This is a genomic window from Streptomyces sp. NPDC004658 (assembly GCF_040609555.1).
Classification (GTDB): domain Bacteria; phylum Actinomycetota; class Actinomycetes; order Streptomycetales; family Streptomycetaceae; genus Streptomyces.
In genome coordinates, this window is sequence record NZ_JBEXKG010000010.1 from 1 (window position 1) to 19,853 (window position 19,853).

17 protein-coding genes, 2 rRNA genes and 1 pseudogene are annotated in these 19,853 nt (G+C 69.9%); 11 read left to right on the forward strand and 9 right to left on the reverse strand.

Translation table 11 applies throughout. The features are described from left to right. The 3 genes from ABZV94_RS06305 to ABZV94_RS06315 form a co-directional block, all read left to right on the forward strand. Positions 1–97: ribosomal RNA gene (locus ABZV94_RS06305) — 23S ribosomal RNA — on the forward strand; the annotation flags it as partial. A 110-nt stretch (positions 98–207) separates the two neighbouring features. After that, a 5S ribosomal RNA gene (gene rrf, locus ABZV94_RS06310) occupies positions 208–324 on the forward strand. A gap of 59 nt (positions 325–383) precedes the next feature. After that, positions 384–950 (forward strand): GNAT family N-acetyltransferase, encoded by a 567-nt coding sequence (locus ABZV94_RS06315; RefSeq protein WP_356337783.1) that lies wholly within the window; start codon positions 384–386, stop codon positions 948–950. Here the strand turns inward: ABZV94_RS06315 and ABZV94_RS06320 are convergent. The 6 genes from ABZV94_RS06320 to ABZV94_RS06345 form a co-directional block, all read right to left on the reverse strand. Next, on the reverse strand, positions 947–2,590 hold the full coding sequence (locus ABZV94_RS06320; protein WP_356337785.1) for a type VI secretion protein: 1,644 nt from the start codon (positions 2,588–2,590) through the stop codon (positions 947–949). The two genes, ABZV94_RS06315 and ABZV94_RS06320, sit on opposite strands and share 4 nt — an antisense overlap. 22 nt (positions 2,591–2,612) lie before the next feature. Further along, the gene (locus tag ABZV94_RS06325) at positions 2,613–4,025 is read right to left on the reverse strand and encodes an ATP-binding protein (RefSeq protein WP_356337788.1); all 1,413 of its coding nucleotides are present in this window, start codon (positions 4,023–4,025) and stop codon (positions 2,613–2,615) included. A 14-nt stretch (positions 4,026–4,039) separates the two neighbouring features. Further along, on the reverse strand, positions 4,040–5,596 hold the full coding sequence (locus tag ABZV94_RS06330) for an SCO6880 family protein (RefSeq protein ID WP_356337790.1): 1,557 nt from the start codon (positions 5,594–5,596) through the stop codon (positions 4,040–4,042). Continuing rightward, positions 5,593–6,921 carry a hypothetical protein gene (locus ABZV94_RS06335; protein WP_356337793.1) on the reverse strand — a complete coding sequence of 443 codons (1,329 nt, stop codon included), beginning with the start codon at positions 6,919–6,921 and terminating at the stop codon, positions 5,593–5,595. The genes ABZV94_RS06330 and ABZV94_RS06335 overlap by 4 nt, the downstream gene beginning before the upstream one ends. Further along, positions 6,911–7,735: a hypothetical protein gene (locus tag ABZV94_RS06340; RefSeq protein WP_356337795.1), complete on the reverse strand. Its 825-nt coding sequence runs from the start codon at positions 7,733–7,735 to the stop codon at positions 6,911–6,913. The genes ABZV94_RS06335 and ABZV94_RS06340 overlap by 11 nt, the downstream gene beginning before the upstream one ends. Before the next feature lie 143 nt (positions 7,736–7,878). After that, complete coding sequence (locus ABZV94_RS06345) at positions 7,879–8,187, reverse strand: hypothetical protein (RefSeq protein ID WP_014673544.1); 309 nt, start codon at positions 8,185–8,187, stop codon at positions 7,879–7,881. 311 nt (positions 8,188–8,498) lie between these two features. On the opposite strand from ABZV94_RS06345, the pseudogene ABZV94_RS06350 reads away from it, so the two are divergent. The 4 genes and pseudogenes from ABZV94_RS06350 to ABZV94_RS06365 form a co-directional block, all read left to right on the forward strand. After that, a pseudogene (locus ABZV94_RS06350) lies at positions 8,499–9,074 on the forward strand (oxidoreductase); the annotation flags it as partial. A gap of 102 nt (positions 9,075–9,176) precedes the next feature. Further along, a complete protein-coding gene (locus ABZV94_RS06355; protein ID WP_356337796.1) occupies positions 9,177–9,956 on the forward strand; it encodes a trypsin-like peptidase domain-containing protein in 780 nt (259 codons plus the stop codon). A 101-nt stretch (positions 9,957–10,057) separates the two neighbouring features. Next, positions 10,058–11,059, forward strand: a complete 1,002-nt coding sequence (locus ABZV94_RS06360; RefSeq protein ID WP_356337798.1) for a bifunctional lytic transglycosylase/C40 family peptidase — start codon at positions 10,058–10,060, stop codon at positions 11,057–11,059. 231 nt (positions 11,060–11,290) lie between these two features. Further along, on the forward strand, positions 11,291–11,998 hold the full coding sequence (locus tag ABZV94_RS06365; RefSeq protein WP_356337799.1) for a phosphatase PAP2 family protein: 708 nt from the start codon (positions 11,291–11,293) through the stop codon (positions 11,996–11,998). Between the two features lie 27 nt (positions 11,999–12,025). Here the strand turns inward: ABZV94_RS06365 and ABZV94_RS06370 are convergent, their stop codons facing one another. Further along, positions 12,026–13,591 carry an FAD-binding oxidoreductase gene (locus ABZV94_RS06370; protein ID WP_356337801.1) on the reverse strand — a complete coding sequence of 522 codons (1,566 nt, stop codon included), beginning with the start codon at positions 13,589–13,591 and terminating at the stop codon, positions 12,026–12,028. A 322-nt stretch (positions 13,592–13,913) separates the two neighbouring features. Between ABZV94_RS06370 and pstS the strand changes: the two genes are divergently transcribed. The 4 genes from pstS (at position 13,914) to pstB (ending at position 18,073) form a co-directional block, all read left to right on the forward strand. After that, complete coding sequence (gene pstS, locus ABZV94_RS06375; protein ID WP_356337803.1) at positions 13,914–15,047, forward strand: phosphate ABC transporter substrate-binding protein PstS; 1,134 nt, start codon at positions 13,914–13,916, stop codon at positions 15,045–15,047. Between the two features lie 113 nt (positions 15,048–15,160). Further along, positions 15,161–16,165 (forward strand): phosphate ABC transporter permease subunit PstC, encoded by a 1,005-nt coding sequence (gene pstC, locus ABZV94_RS06380; RefSeq protein WP_356337806.1) that lies wholly within the window; start codon positions 15,161–15,163, stop codon positions 16,163–16,165. Next, a complete protein-coding gene (pstA, locus tag ABZV94_RS06385) occupies positions 16,162–17,223 on the forward strand; it encodes a phosphate ABC transporter permease PstA (RefSeq protein WP_356337808.1) in 1,062 nt (353 codons plus the stop codon). The genes pstC and pstA overlap by 4 nt, the downstream gene beginning before the upstream one ends. Positions 17,224–17,296: 73 nt before the next feature. After that, a complete protein-coding gene (pstB, locus tag ABZV94_RS06390) occupies positions 17,297–18,073 on the forward strand; it encodes a phosphate ABC transporter ATP-binding protein PstB (RefSeq protein ID WP_356337810.1) in 777 nt (258 codons plus the stop codon). A 107-nt stretch (positions 18,074–18,180) separates the two neighbouring features. On the opposite strand, the gene ABZV94_RS06395 is transcribed toward pstB, so the two are convergent. After that, the gene (locus tag ABZV94_RS06395) at positions 18,181–19,179 is read right to left on the reverse strand and encodes an inorganic phosphate transporter (protein WP_356337813.1); all 999 of its coding nucleotides are present in this window, start codon (positions 19,177–19,179) and stop codon (positions 18,181–18,183) included. A 7-nt stretch (positions 19,180–19,186) separates the two neighbouring features. Next, complete coding sequence (locus ABZV94_RS06400; protein ID WP_015493282.1) at positions 19,187–19,807, reverse strand: DUF47 family protein; 621 nt, start codon at positions 19,805–19,807, stop codon at positions 19,187–19,189. Positions 19,808–19,853: the final 46 nt, after the last annotated feature.

Sequence of the window (19,853 nt, forward strand, 5' to 3'; positions counted from 1 at the left end):
GTAAGGCTCCCAGTAGACGACTGGGTTGATAGGCCAGATATGGAAGCTCGGTAACGGGTGGAGTTGACTGGTACTAATAGGCCGAGGGCTTGTCCATCGATGCTCGCGTCCACTGTGTATGTTCTGAGGCAACGAACGGTTGCCGGCTCAGAGCTGAACCATGAACACAAGTGAAGAGTGTGCTTGTTCGCTCGAAACCATTAGGGTTTCGGTGGTCATAGCGTGAGGGAAACGCCCGGTTACATTCCGAACCCGGAAGCTAAGCCTCACAGCGCCGATGGTACTGCAGGGGGGACCCTGTGGGAGAGTAGGACGCCGCCGAACAATTTTTGAGAAAGCCCCCGCACTTCGGTGCGGGGGTTTTCTGCGTTTAGGGTGATCCCATGAGCCTTCTCGCCAGGAACGATTACGTTGTCCGCGCCATACGGCCCGATGACTGGGAGCGGGTGAAAGCGCTGCGGCTGGACGCTTTGCGGGACCCTGTCGCGCACCTCGCCTTTCTGGAGGACTACGAGGACGCCGCGGCCAAGCCCGACTCCTTCTGGCAGGAGCGGGCCGTCACCTCCGGGGAGGGCTCCACGACGGCCCAGCAGTACATCGCCGAGGCACCCGACGGGACGTGGGCCGGCTCGGTCACCGTACTCATCGAAGAGGCCGGGACCAAGGACTGGGGCGGGTTTCCGGTCGAGCGGCGGCAGGGGCACGCGGCCGGGGTGTTCGTGCGGCCCGAGCACCGGGGGAACGGGCTGATCGAGGCGCTGTTCGACGCCGGTGTCGCCTGGGCGTGGGAGCAGGCGGCCGAGCGGGTACGGCTGTTCGTCCACGAGGACAACGCGCGGGCGCAGGCGGCGTACCGGAAGATCGGCTTCGTGCCGAGTGGCCTGGTGGTGTCCTTCTCGAAGGACGAGGCGGAGACGGAGCTGGAGTTCGTGCTGGAGCGGCCCGTCTAGGCCGGCAGTTCCTGCTGGGGCCAGCGGGAGCGGGCCTGTTCGCGGGAGCGGAGCAGGGCGAGCGTCGGCAGGCCCTGGGCGGCTCCGGCGGCCAGCAGGGCCGGCAGCTCCGGGAACGGGGCCACCGCCGCGACGTCGTCCAGAACCAGGGTGAGTGGTGGGTCGAGCCGACCGGAGGATGACCGTTCGGCCATGCGCCGGCCGCGCTCGACCACGCTGGAGACGAGGGCCGTCAGGAGCGGCATCGCGCCCGGATCGCTCCTCGGGTCCTCGATGGATTCACCGACCACATAAAGCGTGCCCCCTTCCTGGATGAAGGAATCCAAGGCGAGCGCATCATTTCGGTGGGGAGTGCAGGCCTCGCGGACGTTGACCGTGGAGAGCGCCGCGAGGGCCCTGCCCGTCAGTTCCTGGGCGATGTCGCGGCGTTCGGGGTGGGCGGTGAGGGCCGCCTCCAGCTCGCCGGCGGCGCCCGGAGCGGCCTTGGGGTGGGTGCGGAGCGTGCGCACGGCCTCTTGGACCTGGATGCCCTGGCACCAGCGGTGTACGTGGCGGATGGTGCGGTTCTCCAGAGCGGCGGCGTGCAGGTAACTGCGGAGAAGGGTGGTCGCCGTGTCCGCCACCGCCTGGTCGACCTTGGCGGTGGGGCGTACGGGGGCCAGCAGGGCTGTCGCCCTGTGCAGGGCCGTTTGCCTGTCCTCGCAGCCGGCGGTGGGGGACCAGTGGAGGCGGGCCGGGGTGTCGCAGAGGTGGGTGGGGTCGTAGAGGAGCGTGGGGCCCAGTTTCGCCTTCGCGTCCTTCGTGTCCGACCAGAGGGTGGGGTTGGAGGTGACGATCAGGGTGGGGCCGGGGGCGGTCTGGATGGCGTGGGCCGCGGTGGTGTGGCGGCGTTCCCTGGGCGCGAAGAGGAGTCTTTCCGACCCGTCCACCCGTTCACCGTCGGCCGGAAAGGCGTCCCGTCCCAGTGGTTCGGCCTCCCTGCGAGGTGCCGGCACCTCATGAGGGGTGACCCCGGGCGCGGCACCCCCGGACACGGGCCCACCAGCCGCCGGCCCGCCGCCCGCATGGCCGTCGAGCGCGGTGCCGCCGGTCGCCGGTCCGGCGCTGCCCGGTCCGGCGGCCCCAGGCCCGGGGCCGGTTGCCTCGGAACTCACCGGCCCCGGACCCGTCAGCCCAGGTGTCCCAGCGGCCCCGGGTGTCCCGGCAGCCGCCGGTGCGGCCCCGGTCGTGCCCCCGGCCCCGCCCACGGCGGCAGCCCTCCTGGCTCTGCCCGCTCTCCACCGTGCCACCGTCCCCAGCACGAACATCGTGAGGACGAAGAGGATCATCAGTTGGCCTATGAAGAGGCCCCAGAACAGGCCCCAGCCGGAGAGTTGGGACGGTGGGGTGTCCGGCCAGGCGCCGGTGATGTCGTGGGGCCGGCCGATGAGGTGGCGCATGGCCAGGGGCGTGCGGGTGAACGTGACACCGGTGGGCCAGGCACCCTGGGCGAACCAGGACGCCAGGCCCGTGGCCGTCCACACCAGCACGGTCATGCCGAGGAGGAAGGCCAGAATGCCGATCAGCAGGCCGTCGGGAATGCCGCCCTGGCCCTCCCGGCGGCTGTCCCTGCGGTCCTCGCGGCGGTCGTCCGGTCTCACCCTGCGCTCCCCTTACGTCCCCTTACGCCACCGTCGACTCGGAGTCGCCCACGTGCTGCTCCACGAAGGCCGCGGCCCGTTGCTCGGCCTCCAGTTCGGCCGCGCGCAGGGCGTCGTCGGCCGCGAGGTCGCTGGAGGACTCGGTCATCGCGCGGTCGGTGAAGACCAGTGGCCGTTCCGTCTCCGTGACCAGGTGCTTGACCACCTGGACGTTGCCGTTGACGTCCCAGACCGCGATGCCGGGCGTGAGCGTGGGGATGATCTCGACCGCCCAGCGGGGGAGGCCGAGGACCCGGCCCGTGGCCCTCGCCTCGTCGGCCTTCTGGGCGTAGATCGTCCTGGTCGACGCCATCTTCAGGATGGCCGCCGCCTCCTTCGCCGCCGCTCCGTCGACGACGTCGGACAGATGGTGGACCACCGCCACGAAGGACAGGCCGAGCCGGCGGCCGAACTTCAGCAGCCGCTGGAACAACTGGGCCACGAACGGGCTGTTGATGATGTGCCAGGCCTCCTCGACCAGGAAGATGCGCTTCTTCCGGTCGGGGCGGATCCAGGTGTGCTCCAGCCACACGCCGACGATCGCCATCAGGATGGGCATGGCGATGGAGTTGCGGTCGATGTGGGAGAGGTCGAAGACGATCAGCGGGGCGTCCAGGTCGATGCCGACCGTCGTCGGGCCGTCGAACATGCCCCGGAGGTCACCGTCGACCAACCGGTCCAGGACCAGGGCGACATCGAGGCCCCACGCCCGTACGTCGTCTATGGCGACGTTCATCGCCTCCGCCGACTCCGGCTCGGGGTGCCGTAGCTGCTCCACGATGTCGGACAGGACCGGCTGGCGGTCCACGATGGTCTCGTTGACGTACGAGTGGGCGACCTTCAGGGCGAAGCCGGAGCGCTCGTCCAGGCCGTGGCCCATCGCCACTTCGATGATCGTGCGGAGCAGTGCCAGCTGACCGGTGGTGGTGATCGACGGGTCCAGCGGGTTCAGGCGGATGCCGTGGTTCAGGGCGGCCGTCGGGTCCAGCCGGATCGGCGTTATCCCCAGCTCCTGGGCGATGAGGTTCCACTCGCCGACCCCGTCCTCGCCCTGGGCGTCCAGGACGACGACCTGGCGGTCCTTGAAGCGGAGCTGGCGCAGGACGTAGGTCTTCTCCAGGGCCGACTTGCCGTTCCCGGACTCGCCGAGGACGAGCCAGTGAGGCGCCGGCAGCTGCTGGCCGTACAGCTGGAAGGGGTCGTAGATGTAGCCCTTCCCGGAGTACACCTCGCGGCCGATGATGACGCCGGAGTCGCCGAGGCCGGGCGCGGCCGTCGGCAGGTAGACGGCCTGGGCCTGGCCCGTGGAGGTGCGCACCGGCAGCCGGGTCGTCTCGACCTTCCCGAAGAGGAAGGAGGTGAACGCCTCGGTGAGGACGGACAGCGGATCCCGCATCGGCGAATCAGCCCCTACCTTCGGATGCCGGTGGCGAACGGAAGTGTGTTCACGAAGGCGCGGTGGTGCTCTCGGTCGCACCACTCCAGCTTGAGGTACGACTTGCCGGCGGACGCCCTTATCGTCCGCTTGTCGCGGGCGAGGGCCTCCGGGGAACGGGAGGAGACGGTGATGTAGCCGACCAGGTTGACGCCGGCGGCGCCGCTGGCGAGGTCCTCGCCGCGCTGGTCGAGACGGTTGTGCGCGGCGACGTCGCGCGGGTCGACGGTCCGGTTCATCTTGGCGGCGCGGGACGCCTCGGCCTCGTCGTTGGTCTTCTCGGTGAGCATCCGCTCGATGGCGACCTCGGTGGGTTCGAGGTCCATGGTGACGGCGACCGTGCGGATGACGTCCGGGGTGTGGACGAGGAGCGGCGCGAGGAAGTTCACGCCGACGGGGGTCATCGGCCACTCCTTCACCCACGCGGTGGCGTGGCACCAGGGCGCGCGGGTGGAGGACTCCCGGGTCTTCGCCTGGAGGTAGGTGGGCTCCGTGGCGTCCAGCTCGGCCGGCCAGGCGTTGCGCCGGGTCATCGCCTGGATGTGGTCGATGGGGTGGTCGGGGTCGTACATGGAGTGGATGAGGGAGGCCAGCCGCCCCTGACCGAGCGGCTGCCGCACCCGGATGTCGGCCTCCTGGAGCCGCGAGCAGATGTCGGTCAGCTCGCGGGCCATGACGACGGCGAGTCCGGCGTCCCGGTCGACCTTGCCGCCACGGGCGCGGACGGCGCGCGCCATGGCGTGCGCCTCGGCGGCCAGTTCGCGCGTGTAGTGCATACAGGCCACGAGGTAGGCGCGGTGCTGCTCGCTGCTGGTGGACACCATGGACTGGAGCTGGTCATAGGACTGCTGGAGCCAGCCGGGAGCGCGGGGGTCACCGCGCTGGGCCACGTCCTTGGCGTGCGCGTCCGGGTCGGCGGGCAGGGTCCGCGCCAGCATCTGCAGGCGGGTGACGAAGCCGTCCCCGTTGGCGACGTGCTTGAGCAGCGTGCCGAAGCGGTCGACCAGGGCCTCCTGGTCCTCCGAGTCGCGCAGGCCGACGCCCGGGCCCTCGATCTCGATGGCGGCGGTGACGGTCTTGCGGTCGGCGTGCAGCAGTACGGCGATCTCGTCCGGCCCGAAGGGTGCGGCGAGCCAGGTGATGCGGCCGATGCCCGGGGGCGGGCCGATCTCGATCTCGCGGCCGTCGATCCGGGTCCCGGCCTCCATGGCGGCGGAGCGGTAGACGGCGCCCCGCTTGACGGTGCGCTTGTAGCTGCGGTTGATCTCGAACCACTTGTAGAAGGTGCGCCGCTTGTACGGCACGTAGACCGCGGCCAGCGCGAGCAGCGGGAAGCCGGTGAGCAGCACGATGCGCAGGGACAGGACCGGGACGAGGAGGCCGCACATCATGCCGAGGAACGCGCCGGCGATGATCAGGGCGATCTCGCCGGACTCGCGGTTCCGGCCGACGATCGCGTTCGGCCGGGCGCGGCCGATGAGATACGTACGGCGGGGCGTGACCGGATGGGACAGGTGGGACTCGGTCGTCAACGCCCTTCACCTCCCGAGCGGTTGTTGCGGGTGTTGCCGGCGTGCGGAGTGTTGACCGGGCTGGACGCGCGGGGCGCGGGCGTGGCGGAGGGGACGGCTCCGCCGCCGGCGGGGGTACGGCTGCTGTGCGCGGCGACGCCTCCGGTGGCCGGGTTGGCCGGGCGGGGCGTGGCGGCGGACTGCCCGCCGGAGGTGTCGGCGCGGGTGCTGTGGGTCTTGATGCCCTGGGCGACGAGGGTGGCCGGGGAGCTGATGACGGCGGCGGCCTTGCTCTCGGCGCCCTGCATGATGCGGTTGCTGCGGGAGCCGGCGAGCTCGTCGCCGAAGCCGGGGACGAAACGGTAGATCATCGCGCTGGCGAAGATGGCCAGCAGGATGATGGCGAGGCCGGAGACGACGGCGGAGAAGGCGTCCGGACCGCTGTCGCCGGAGAGGGCGCCGGCGAGGCCGAGGACGATCACGATGACCGGTTTGACCAGGATGACGGCGATCATGATGCCGGCCCAGCGGCGGACGTGGCCCCACAGGTTCTTGTCGACCAGGCCCGCGTAGACGACGGTGCCGAGGAGAGCGCCGACGTAGAGCAGGGCGGCGCGGATGACGAGCTCCAGCCAGAGGACGCCGGCGGCGAGGATGCTGACCAGGGACACGACGATCAGCATGATGGGGCCGCCGCCGATGTCGTTGCCCTTCTTCAGGGCGCCGGAGAAGGTGCCGAAGAAGGTGTCGGCCTGGTCGCCGGTGGCCTTCGCGAGGACGTCCGTGACGCCGTCCGTCGCCGAGACGACGGTGTACAGGATGAGGGGGGTGAAGGCGGAGGCCAGCACGGTGAGCCAGAGGAAGCCGACGGCTTCCGAGATGGCGGTGGTGAGCGGTACGCCCCTCACGGCTCGCTTGGCCACGGCCAGCAGCCAGAGGAGGAGCGTGAGGATCGTGGAGGCGGCGAAGACGACGGCGTACTGCTTCAGGAACGCCTGATTGGTGAAGTCGACGTTGGCGGTCTCCTTCACGGCGTCACTGAGCTTCGCGATGGTCCAGGCGGCGGCGTCGGCGCATCCCTTGGCCAGGGAGGCGAGGGGGTCGAGCGTGTCGGTGAGGGGGTTGCTGGGGACGCCTCCGGAGGATCCGCCGGAGGAGCCGTTGTCTTTTTCGCAGAATTCGCGGGCAGCGCCGTGGATCAGCTCGCAGGTGTCGGTGCTCTTCGTAGCAGTAGGCGTCGGCGTCGGTGTGGGGGCGGCGAAGGCACGCGTGGCTGCCAGGACGGCCGCCGTCTGTACCGCGGTGACTGCGCCGGCCAGCGTGAGTACGCGGCGGTTAGCGGGCATAGGTGAACCCTCCGTACTCATCGACAGCCTTGGACATCTCGTCGGCACTGGAAGCCCTGTCGTCGCCGGGAACAGGCGCAGGGCCTTCCTTCTGGGAATGGGTGATGATCTTCCAGTCGCCGGCGACCCACTCGAGTTTCATCGTGATGGTGAACCAGCTGTTGGTGACCGGATTCGTGGAATTCTCGCCCGCGAGGCCCAGCAGGCCGCTGCACCAGACCTGGACCGTGGCCGTGTTGTCGGAGGCCTCGGTGACCTTTGTGCCGATGGGGCTCGTGCGTGAGACGAACGTGTAGCCCTTCGGAGCGGTGCCGTCGTCGTTCAGACCGAGGCTCTTGCTGAAGGCGGGGGTGTACGCCTTGTCGAAGGCTGCCTCGGAACTCGTCACCCTGGAGGGCGTCATGACGGTCCGCAGGATGGTGTCGCGACCAGCCTTGTTGAACATGTCGGCCGACCCCAACGCCACCGCGTAGTTCGCCGCCGCGCTCTCCGCCCCCTGGGTTGTGTGGGCGAAGCCCGAAGGGATGGTGCCTGTTCTTGTTTCGACCGGGCGGGTGCCCGAGGGGGCGGTGGCGGACGCCTGGGGCCTGGTGCCCTTCCCCGACGCCTCGTCACCCCCCTTGTCCCCTCCCCTGTTCGCGAAGGCGATCGCGGCGATGAGGAGGACTACTACGCCTACCACCGTGACCAGGCTGCGGGAGGAGGAGCGGTGGGGGCGGCGGGGGGCGCCGCCGTAGGGGTCGGGGTCGGGGAGGCGGGTGCGGGTGTGGCCCGTCTCGGGGTAGTCGTAGCCCTGTTCGTCTCCGGGACTCATGCCGTGTGCCCTCCCTCACCCTCGTGGACATACGACGGTAGCCGTGCTGGTTCCCGCGGGGGCGCGGTGTGGTGACTCGACATCAGGGAGACGCAACCTCAGCCGGTGGGCACGACGGGTGGGTGGGGTGGAGGAGACGGGTGCTAGACCGCCATGCCGTACACGATCGTGAACAGTGTGCCGAGGGATCCGATGATGAACACCCCGGTGAGGCCGGCGATGATGAGGCCCTTGCCCTGTTCGGCGCTGAAGGTGTCCCGGAGGGCGGTGGCGCCGATGCGCTGCTTCGCCGCACCCCACACAGCGATGCCGAGGCAGAGGAGGATGGCCACGGCCATGACCACCTCGATCATCACCTTGGCCTCGTTGCCCAGGCTGCCGAAGGGGCCCCAGTCCGGAGCGATCCCGCCGATGATGGTGTTGATGTCTCCCTTGTCGGCCGCAAAGAGCATGTAAGTCACCGCCCCTGGTGGGTAGTTCCGTGAGTGCCCCTGCGGTGTGCAGAGGACAGGCCTCATTGTCGCCGACAACGTCGCCAACGTATGTCGACTTGGCGTCATTGACTGGCGGGTTTCGTACGAATAGCCCGTTCGGTCACTCTGTGTATCACGGCAGGTCACGCCGGGCAACGAGGTCGGAGTGGAACAGGTCGGGTGACGCGTCCCGTCGATGTTCTCACGGGGGGACGGGAAAGCGGGCCACGGCTGGTGCCGTGGCCCGCCCGTCGTGGTGGGTGCTCAGCCGGTGAAGGCGTCCGTGCCTCGAGCTGCAGTTCGGCACCAACCACCTGGGGCACTTCGCGCTGACCAACCTGCTGCTGCCCCGGATCACCGACCGGGTGGTGACCGTGGCGTCCGGCGCGCACCGCATGGGCGACCGGAGGATCCGCTTCGAGAACGTGCACCTGCGCGGGAACTACCGCCCCACCCGCGCCTACGCCCAGTCCAAGCTGGCCAACCTCCTGTTCACCCTGGAGCTCCAGCGGCGCCTGGCGGAGGCCGGGTCGGCCGTACGGGCCCTGGCGGCGCATCCCGGCTGGGCGGCGACCAACCTCCAGAGCCGCACCGCCAGCCCGTTCGCCCGTGTGGTCATGCGGGTCGGCAACCGCTTCCTCGCGCAGGACGACAGGGCCGGCGCCCTGCCCACCCTCTACGCGGCCACCCAGGACCTGCCCGGCGCGTCCTACGTCGGCCCCGACGGCCCCGCCGAGATGCGCGGCGCCCCGGCCCTGGTCGGCCGCAGCGCGGCGGCGAGCGACCCGGTCGCGGCCCGGCGGCTGTGGACGCTCTCGGAAGAGCTGACGGGCGTGGAGTGGCCGCTCACGACGCCGGTACGGTGAGCGATGTTCTGACCACGGCCGGCGGGGAAGCAGAGGTTTCACAGGAAAATCTCAGTGAAGTCGGAACGGGATTCTCACCTTCCTCGGACAGAGTGGGGCCTGATGAAGCGCACCTCACGCACCTCACGCATGTCGGTCACCTCGCGGCCCACGTTGCTCGGCGCTGTGGTGCTGCTCGCGCTGACGTCTGCCTCCGTGGCCGCCGCGGACGACGGGCGGGGGCCCCTCGGGGTCACCGCCGAGACCGCCGCGACCCGGAGCAGCGCACGGGTGGGCGCGCTGTTCGGCGCCGACCGGGCGGGCAGGCTCGCCGGCGGCCACTTCTGCACGGCCTCCGTGGTGCACAGCCCGCGGGGTGATCTGATCGCCACCGCGGCGCACTGTGTGGCCGGCGTCGACGGCGACCTGGTGTTCGTGCCGGGCTACCGGGACGGTCGGGCGCCGTACGGGGTGTGGAAGGTGACGCGGCGTTTCCTGCCGGACGGGTGGGCCAAGGGGCAGGACGAGGACAGCGACGTCGCCTTCGCCTCCGTCGCCGGGCGGCACGGCGAGCGGCTGGAGGACGTGGTCGGCGCCAACCGGTTCGCGACCGGGGTGGCCACCGGTGCCACCGCCGTCACCGTCACCGGCTACCCCGACTCCCGCGAGGTGCCCATCAGCTGCACCAACAGGCCGGTCCCGCACAGCCGTACCCAACAGCGCATCGACTGCCCGGACTTCACCGGCGGCACGAGCGGCAGCCCCTGGGTCAACGGTGACGGCCAGGTCGTCGGCGTGCTCGGCGGCCACGAACAGGGCGGCTCGACGGCCGACACGTCGTACAGCGTGGTCCTGGGGGCGCAGGCGGCGGAACTGTACCGGGACGCCACGGCCGACCGCTGAGCGGGCTGAGGGGGAGTCAGTCGGCGTCGTGCGCCCGTGAAATGACGCCACTTCGCGCACAAATGGCCTTGAACGGCGTCCGCATGGGGGAAAGTTGAACCGTGCGGAAGGTATGGGTGATCGGTGGGGCGGCCGTCGGGCTCGGCATGGGCTTCGTCATGCTGCTCGTCGTCGGGGTGTATCTCGTGGCCGGGAACCTGGTGGGCGGCGTGACCGCGGGGAGCCGGGGGCTGGCCAAGGGAGCCGTTCCGGCCGCCTACAAGACGCTGGTGCAGAAGTGGGGCAACCTGTGCCCGGCGCTCAGTCCCGCGCTGCTCGCCGCGCAGCTCTACCAGGAGAGCGGCTGGAACCCGGCCGTCGTCAGCCCGGCCGACGCCCGGGGGATCGCCCAGTTCATCCCGAGCACGTGGGCGACCCACGGGATCGACGGCAACGGGGACGGCAGGCGGGACATCTGGGACCCGAACGACGCGATCCCGTCGGCGGCTTCCTACGACTGCGAGCTGGCGAAGTACGTGAAGGACGTGCCGGGCAACGTGTCCGACAACATGCTCGCCGCCTACAACGCGGGCGCCTACCGCGTCATCCGGGCGGGTGGGGTTCCGGCCATCAGCGAGACGCGGAACTACGTCCAGCGGATCCGCAGCCTGGAGAAGAGCTTCGCCGCACCGGTCACCCGGATCGACCCCACCCGGCAGGCCGCCGGCGCCATCGGCTTCGCGCAGAGCAAGCTGGGCACGCCGTACCTGTGGGGCGGCAACGGCACGGCCGACCAGGGCGGGCGCTTCGACTGCTCCGGGCTGACCAAGGCCGCGTACGAGACGGTCGGGATCACCCTGCCGCGCGTGGCAAACGACCAGTACAACGCCGGTCCGCACCCCTCGCGCGACCAGCTGCTCCCGGGCGACCTGGTGTTCTTCTCCGACGACCTCACCGACTCGCGGGCCATCCGGCACGTCGGTATCTACGTCGGCGGCGGATACATGATCGACGCCCCGCGCACGGGTGCCGTGATCCGGTTCGACCCGATCGACACCCCCGACTACTTCGGTGCCACCCGGGTCACCGAAGATGGCGCAAAAGCGCTCCCGACGACGGTGTGAACCGAGCGTGAACCCACCCCCTGAGCTGGGGCGATGAGTCTCTCTTCGATAACGTCTGCGTGATCATTCAGTGGAGAGTGGAACGTATTCACGGTGGGCGTGCGTTCCTGTTGACGTAGCCGAGCGGACGTCAGTGCGGCAGTGCAGCGGAAGCGGATCTACGAACCACCGGGGGGCAGGAGCGACGCACACGAGGTGCGTCCGGGAAGACGACGAAGGGGCCGCAGCACGATGGCTGTACTCGCCGAATCCGGATCGAACCCCGACGTCGAGCTGCTCTACGACATCAACGGCCTGGCCAAGGACGCGCCGCACTGGTTCGACCGGGTCATGGAGTTCGTCGGTGAGTACGGCCTGCTGCTCGCCATGGTGCTGCTGATCCTGTGGTGCTGGTGGTCCGTGCGGCGCCGGGGCGGCGAGGAGGCCGCGCCCTCGGTGGCCGCGCTGGTGTGGGCGCCGCTCGCGGCCGGCCTCGCGGTGCTGGTGAACGTCCCGATACGGGGCTTCGTGGAGCGCCCCCGCCCCTTCGTGGACCACCAGGGCCTGGACGTCCTCGTCTCCGGGAAGACCGACTTCTCCTTCGTCAGCGACCACGCGACGATCACGATGGCCCTCGGCGTGGGGCTCTTCGTCGCCCACCGCCGCTTCGGCCTCGCCGGGATCGGCCTCGCCCTGCTGGAGGGCTTCTGCCGGGTCTACATGGGCGTGCACTACCCGACGGACGTCGTCGGCGGCTTCGCCCTCGGTACGGCGGTCGTCCTGCTGCTGTCCCCCCTGGCCACGGCCCTGCTCACCCCGCTGATGCGGGCCGTGGAGCGCTCGCCGCGCGCGGGGTGGCTCGTGCGGCGGCGGTCGGCGGCGGGCGGCGGCCCGGACAACACCCTGCTGCCCGGGGCCCGCACGCCCGTGGACCACGAGGAGCGGGACCTCGCGGCCTAGGACAGGCCCTGGACCCCGCCCCGCCCGCTACAGACCCTGCGCGTAGGAGAAGAAGCGCTGCGGGTCGTACTGCTTCTTCACCTTGGCCAGCCGGGCCGCCGCGTCCCCGTAGTACGCCTTCTTCCAGTCCTTCAGCGTCGGGTCGCTGTAGTTCTGGTAGGCGGCGCCCGAGGCGTACGGCTTCATCGCCTGGTGCGCCGAGGTCAGCCAGGACTGGGCGGTGGAGCCGGAGGCCCCCGCGCCCCAGGAGGCGATGTACTGGGCCAGCATCCGCGAGCGGCGGTGGACGAAGGCCGTCGCGGTCGGGGAGACCCGGTTGACCGCGCCGCCGAGCGCGGTGAACGCGATGCTGCCCGCGCCGCCCCGCACCGCGGCGATCTGCTTCAGCACGGTCTGGATGCCGGCCGCGGACAGCGAGCGGTCGAAGAAGTCGGAGCGGGCCGCGTACGTCTCGCGGCCGAGCCTGCCCTGCGGGGAGCGGCCCGGCGTGGAGCCGGGCAGATGGCACTGGGCGTCGGTGGAGAAGGAGGAGCAGCCGGCGTAGATCTCCATGGCCTCCTCGTAGCCCCGGCGGCGCAGGGAGACGGACGAGGCGTCGGCGCCGGCCAGGTGGGCCAGGCGGTCCACGGCGTTCTGGAGCTCGCCGTAGGTGCCGAGGGAGAAGCAGGCCACCGAGATGGCCGGGGTGCGGCCCGGGGAGCACGCCAGGTGCAGGGAGGACCAGATCTCGTCGGGCTGGCCCGGGCCCCACTCCTGCCACGCCTTGAGCACCTTGGCGGCCTTGGACCAGGGCCAGGTCAGGTAGGCGGTCACGGCCTGCGGTGCGGGATGGGTGCGGAACTGCAGCTCGGTGACGACGCCGAAGTTGCCGTTGCCGGCGCCGCGCAGCGCCCAGAACAGGTCCTTGTCGGTGCTCTCGTTCGCCGTGAGCTGTGTGCCGTCCGCGGTGATCAGAGTGGCCTGGGTGAGGCTGTCGCAGGTCAGGCCGTAGGCGCGGGAGGCGACGCCGTGGCCGCCGCCGAGCACCAGGCCGGAGACGCCGACGGTGGGGCAGGAGCCCGCCGGTATGGTCACGCCCTTCGCGGCCAGCGCGCGGTAGACGTCGATCAGCTTGGCGCCGGCGCCGACGACGGCCTGGCCGCCGCTCGCCCGGACCCGGTTCAGCCGGGACACGTCGACGATCAGCCGGTTGTCGCCGGAGGAGTAGCCGGCGTAGGAGTGGCCGCCGTTGCGGATGGAGACCTTGACGCCGTGCGCGTGGGCGTAGGCGAGGGTGGTGCGGATGTCGGCGGCGTGGGCGACGTAGGCCACCGCGGCGGGCCTCAGTCCGTCGAAGCGGGTGTTGTACAGCTGGTGGGCGGTGCTCCAGCTCGCGTCGCCGGGCCGCACCAGGGTGCCGTCCAGGTCACGGGCGAGGGCCGCCCAGTTCGCGGCGGCGGTCGCGCTGGTGGTCCTCAGTGCCGTGAGCGAGGACGAGCGCGACGGCGTACCGGGGTGTTCCGCCGCGGGGGTGGACGCGCCCGCACCGCACGCGGTGAGTGCGGTCGTCGCCAGGGCGGCCGCGCCGCCCGAGATGAACGTACGCCGTTCCATGTCCGTCGCCTTTCCTCGGCTGTCGTGGAACGAGACGACGCGCCGCACCGAGGGGTTCCCCCGGCCGGGTGACGAGCACCGAAGACACGTTCGCGCAACCCGGTCGTCGGAACCTTCGCGTGCTCTCCCCGTGAGCATTCCGTGACCTCACCGGGCCGACGGCAGGGGTTCACCCCTCGTTCACTTCCGGCCATCGGCGGCTTCACCTGATCTGCCTAATTTCGGCCGTACCGGGTGCCGAGTGCGGCCATGAACGCGCTCACGCACCTCTATGACCTCGCGCGCCGCCGACAGCGGCGGCTCCTGGAAGGAACTCCCGAAAGTGAAGCTTCAGCGCAAGAACCGGCTGCGCGCCCTTTCTCTCGGTGCTGTCGCCGTCACCGGCGCCCTGGCCCTGACGGCGTGCGGCTCCGACGACAACGGCGGCGGCGGCAGTGCGTCGGGCAACCCGTCCACGTCCGCCCAGGCCAGCTCGATCAAGTGCGACGACGCCAAGGGTCAGCTGCTCGCAGACGGCTCCTCCGCGCAGAAGAACGCGATCGACGCCTGGGTGAAGAACTTCTCCCAGGCCTGCGGCGTGCAGATCAACTACAAGGGCGGCGGCTCCGGCGCCGGTGTCACCGCGTTCACGCAGGGCCAGGTCGCCTTCGCCGGTTCCGACTCGGCGCTGAAGCCCGAGGAGATCACCGCCTCCAAGCAGGTCTGCAAGGGCGGCCAGGGCATCGACCTGCCGATGGTCGGCGGCCCGATCGCCATCGGGTACAACGTCCCCGGCGTCGACAACCTGGTCCTGGACGCCCCGACCCTCGCCAAGATCTTCGACAGCAAGATCACCAAGTGGAACGACCCGGCGATCGCCGCCCTGAACAAGGGCGTGAAGCTCCCGGACCTGAAGATCCAGGCGTTCCACCGCTCGGACGAGTCCGGCACCACGGACAACTTCACCAAGTACCTGATCGCCACCACCCCGGACAACTGGAAGTACTCCGGCGGCAAGGCCTGGCAGGCCAAGGGCGGCCAGTCCGCTCCGCAGTCCGCGGGTGTGGCCCAGCAGGTGAAGCAGACCTCCGGCGCCATCGGCTACTTCGAGCTGTCCTACGTCAAGGACGGCATCAAGGCCGTGTCCATCGACACCGGTGCCAGCAAGCCGGTCGCGCCCAGCTCCGACAGCGCCACCGCCGACATCGCCGCCGCGAAGGTCGTCGGCACCGGCCAGGACCTCGCGCTGAAGCTGGACTACAAGACCAAGGCCGAGGGCGCCTACCCGATCACCCTGGTCACCTACGAGATCGTGTGCGACAAGGGCAACAAGGCGGACACCCTGCCCGCCACCAAGGCCTTCCTGCGCTACATCGCCAGCGAGGACGGCCAGAAGATCCTCCCGAGCATCGGCTACGCGCCCGTGCCCGCCGACATCATCTCCAAGGTCCGCACGACCATCGAGGGCCTGAGCTGACCTGATCCGAGAGTGCGGCCCGGTACCCGACAGGGCCGGGCCGCACCGTCCGGTGCACCGCCGCCATGAGCCGCCGCCCCTCGGGGGTACGGCTCCGCAGACCGGAGAACCCGATGGACATATCGACGACAACCGACGTACCTCCCCCCGCCTCCCAGCCCACGATCGCCGAACAGAAGCGCGCGGCCCGTGGCGCCACCCGCCCCGGTGACCGCATCTTCCTCGGCCTGTCCCGAGGCTCCGGCATCCTGCTGCTGGCGATCATGGCCGCCATCGCGGTCTTCCTCACCTACCGCGCCGCCCTCGCGATCAGCAAGGACCACGCGAACTTCCTGACCACGTTCGAGTGGAACACCAACGTCCTCGAACCGAAGTTCGGCATCGCGGTCCTGGTCTTCGGCACGATCGTCTCCTCGGTCATCGCCATGGTCATCGCGGTCCCGGTCGCGGTCGCCATCGCGCTGTTCATCACGCACTACGCCCCGCGCCGCATGTCCGGCCCGGTCGCCTACGTGATCGACCTCCTCGCCGCCGTGCCGTCCATCGTGTACGGCCTGTGGGGCGCCCTGGTGCTCGTCCCGCACATGAACGGCCTGTTCGGCTGGCTCAACGAGTTCTTCGGCTGGACCGGCATCTTCTCCTGGGACCAGGGTGCGCCGCGCTCGATGCTCACCGTCGGCATCCTGCTCGCGATCATGATCCTGCCGATCATCACCAACGTGAGCCGCGAGGTCTTCCGCCAGGTCCCGCAGATGCACGAGGAGGCGGCCCTGGCCCTCGGCGCCACGCGCTGGGAGGTCATCCGCATGTCGGTGCTGCCCTTCGGGCGCTCCGGCGTGATCTCCGCCTCCATGCTCGGCCTCGGCCGCGCGCTCGGCGAGACGATGGCCGTCGCCACCGTGCTCTCGCCGTCCTTCGACATCCAGGCCAGCCTGCTCAACCCGGGCGGCGGCACCTTCGCCCAGAACATCGCCAGCAAGTTCAGCGAGGCGAACGAGTTCGGCCGGGACGCGCTCATCGCCTCCGGTCTGGTCCTGTTCGTGATCACCCTGCTGGTCAACGGCGCGGCCCGGCTGATCATCGCCCGTCGCGCGGAGTACTCGGGGGCCAACGCATGAGCACCGCAGCCGTCACCGACCAGCGGCCCAGCACGCTGCGTGCCGCCAGCCTGCCCCGGTGGACGCCGTGGGCCATCGCCGCCGGCTCCCTCGCGCTGGGCATCGGCATCAGCCTGGCCGCCGGCCTGGACAGCAAGATCCAGTGGGGTCTGATCGCCGCCGTCCTCTTCGTCCTGGGCACGTTCGGCATCGCCGCGCGCGTCGAGGGCCGCCGCCAGGCCAAGGACCGCGTCGCCACCAGCCTCGTCTGGGTGGCCTTCCTGCTCGCCGTGGTGCCGCTGGTCTCCCTGATCTGGGTGACCGCCGCGCGCGGTGTGAAGGTCCTCGACCTCTACTTCCTGACCCACTCGATGGGGGTCGTCGCCGACACCGAGCCCGGTGGCGGCATCTACCACGCCATCATCGGCAGCCTGGAGCAGGTCGGCCTCGCCACCCTCATCGGCGCCCCGATCGGCGTGCTCACCGCGATCTACCTGGTCGAGTACGGCCGGGGCCGGCTCGCCAAGGCCGTCACGTTCTTCGTCGACGTCATGACGGGCATCCCGTCGATCGTCGCCGGCCTGTTCATCCTCAGCCTGATGCTCATCTTCGAGATGCAGCCGTTCGGCTTCGCCGGCTCGCTGGCCCTGGCCATCCTGATGATGCCGGTCGTCGTCCGCTCCACCGAGGAGATGCTCAAGCTCGTCCCGAACGAGCTGCGCGAGGCGTCCCTGGCGCTCGGCGTGCCCAAGTGGCGGACCATCCTGAAGGTGGTCCTGCCGACCTCCATCGGAGGCATCACCACCGGCATCATGCTGGCGGTCGCCCGTATCGCCGGCGAGACCGCGCCGGTGCTGCTGCTGGTGTTCGGCAACCCGTTCATCAACAACAACCCCTTCGAGGGCGCGCAGGCGTCGCTGCCGCTGTACATCTACCAGCAGTTCGCCAACAGCGCGGGCTCCGGTGCGGCCTACGACCGCGCGTGGGCGGCATCCCTCACGCTGATCGCCTTCGTGATGATCCTCAACCTGGTGGCCCGCGGCATCGCCCGCTGGAAGGCTCCCAAGACCGGTCGCTGAGGCGACTACTTCCGGCTCCGCCGAGCGGGGCCACACAGCGACCGAGCTTGAATCTTCTGGAAGTGAAGCAGACATGGCCAAGCGAATCGACGTAAGCGGCCTCACCGCCTTCTACGGCTCCCACAAGGCGATCGAGGACATCTCCATGACCGTCGAGCCGCGGTCGGTGACGGCGTTCATCGGCCCGTCCGGCTGCGGCAAGTCGACGTTCCTGCGCACGCTGAACCGCATGCACGAGGTCACCCCCGGCGGTCGCGTCGAGGGCAAGGTGCTCCTGGACGACGAGGACCTGTACGGCACCGGGATCGACCCGGTGTCCGTCCGCCGCGAGGTGGGCATGGTCTTCCAGCGCCCGAACCCCTTCCCCACGATGTCGATCTTCGACAACGTGGCGGCGGGCCTGCGGCTGAACGGCAACTACAAGAAGTCGGAACTGAACGACATCGTCGAGAAGTCCCTCAAGGGCGCGAACCTCTGGAACGAGGTGAAGGACCGCCTGAACAAGCCGGGCTCCGGCCTGTCCGGTGGCCAGCAGCAGCGTCTGTGCATCGCCCGCGCGATCGCGGTCGAGCCGAAGGTGCTCCTCATGGACGAGCCCTGCTCCGCCCTGGACCCGATCTCCACCCTCGCCATCGAGGACCTGATCGGTGAGCTGAAGGAGCGGTTCACGATCGTCATCGTGACGCACAACATGCAGCAGGCGGCGCGTGTCTCGGACCGTACGGCGTTCTTCAACCTGGCGGCGGTCGGCCAGCCCGGCCGGCTGATCGAGATCGACGACACGGAGCGGATCTTCTCCAACCCGTCGGTCCAGGCCACGGAGGACTACATCTCCGGCCGCTTCGGCTGATCCCACGATCCCCTCGCGGTGCTGCATGGCGGTGCCACCGCGAGGACGCAAAGGGCCCGCCCCTGGCTCCCGGGGGCGGGCCCACTGCGTTGTCACTGCGTGCTCGCCTACAGCGCCACCAGCTTGACCACCCCGAAGGCCAGGGCGGCCACCAGGGCCGCGGCCGGCATCGTGATGAACCAGCCCAGGATGATGTTCTTGGCCACGCCCCAGCGGACGGCGTTCACGCGCTTGGTCGCGCCCACGCCCATGATGGCCGAGGTGATGACGTGGGTCGTGGAGATCGGCGCCTTGAAGAGGAACGCCGTGGTGAACATGATCGACGCGCCGGTCGTCTCGGCGGCGAAGCCCTGCGGCGGGTCCAGCTCGATGATCTTGCGGCCCAGCGTGCGCATGATGCGCCAGCCGCCCGCGTAGGTGCCGAGGGACAGCATGATCGCGCAGACGATCTTCACCCAGACCGGGATCGGGTCGCCGTACGTCTCATGGCCGGAAATCACCAGTGCCATGACGACGACGCCCATCGTCTTCTGGGCGTCCTGGAGGCCGTGGCCCAGCGCCATGCCGGCCGCCGAGACCGTCTGGGCTATACGGAAGCCGCGCTTGGCCTTGTGCGGGTTGGCCCGGCGGAAGATCCACAGGATCGCCGTCATGACCAGGTAGCCGACGATCAGGCCCACGACCGGGGACAGGAACATCGGGATGATGACCTTGTCGACCACCCCGTGCCAGATCACCGTCGTGCCGCCCGCCAGCGCCGCGCCCACCAGGCCGCCGAACAGGGCGTGCGAGGAGGAGGACGGCAGGCCGAAGTACCAGGTGACCAGGTTCCAGACGATCGCGCCGAGCAGGGCCGCGAAGAGGATTCCCATGCCGGTCGAGCCCCGGGGGGTCTCGATCAGGCCCTCGCTGACCGTCTTGGCGACGCCCGAGCCCAGGAAGGCACCGGCGAGGTTCATCACGGCCGCCATGGCGAGGGCCGCCCGCGGGGTCAGCGCCCGCGTCGACACCGACGTCGCGATCGCGTTCGCCGAGTCGTGGAAACCGTTCGTGTACGTGAAGAAGAGCGCGACCGCGATGGTCACGACCAGGGCGAAGGTGTCCATCGACGCCTCAGGACTCCTTGACGGCGATGGTCTCCACCGTGTTCGCCACGTGCTCGAACGCGTCCGCCGCCTCTTCCAGGACGTCCACGATCTGCTTGAGCTTCAGCACCTCGATCGCGTCGTACTTGCCGTTGAAGAGGTGGGCGAGCAGCTTGCGGTGGATCTGGTCGGCCTGGTTCTCCAGCCGGTTGACCTCGATCCAGTACTCGGTGAGGTTGTCCATGGTGCGGAGGTTCGGCATGGCCTCGGCCGTCAGCTCCGCCGCCCTGGCCAGGACCTCGATCTGCTGCTCGACGCCCTTCGGCAGTTCCTCGACGTTGTAGAGGACGACCAGGTCGACGGCCTCCTCCATGAAGTCCATGATGTCGTCGAGGGAACCGGCGAGGGCGTAGATGTCCTCCCGGTCGAACGGCGTGATGAACGAGGAGTTCAGCTGGTGGAAGATCGCGTGCGTGGCGTCGTCACCTGCGTGTTCCGCGGCCCGCATACGCTCTGCGATCTCGGCCCGGGCGGAGGAGTCCGCCCCGAGCAGTTCCATCAGGAGTTTCGAGCCGGTGACGATGTTGTCCGCGGACGCGGCGAACATGTCGTAGAAGCTCGTCTCCCTGGGGGTCAGACGAAAGCGCACGTGGGGTCCTCGGGGTGCTTCGGTTTCGGTCAGGCTGATGCTAGGC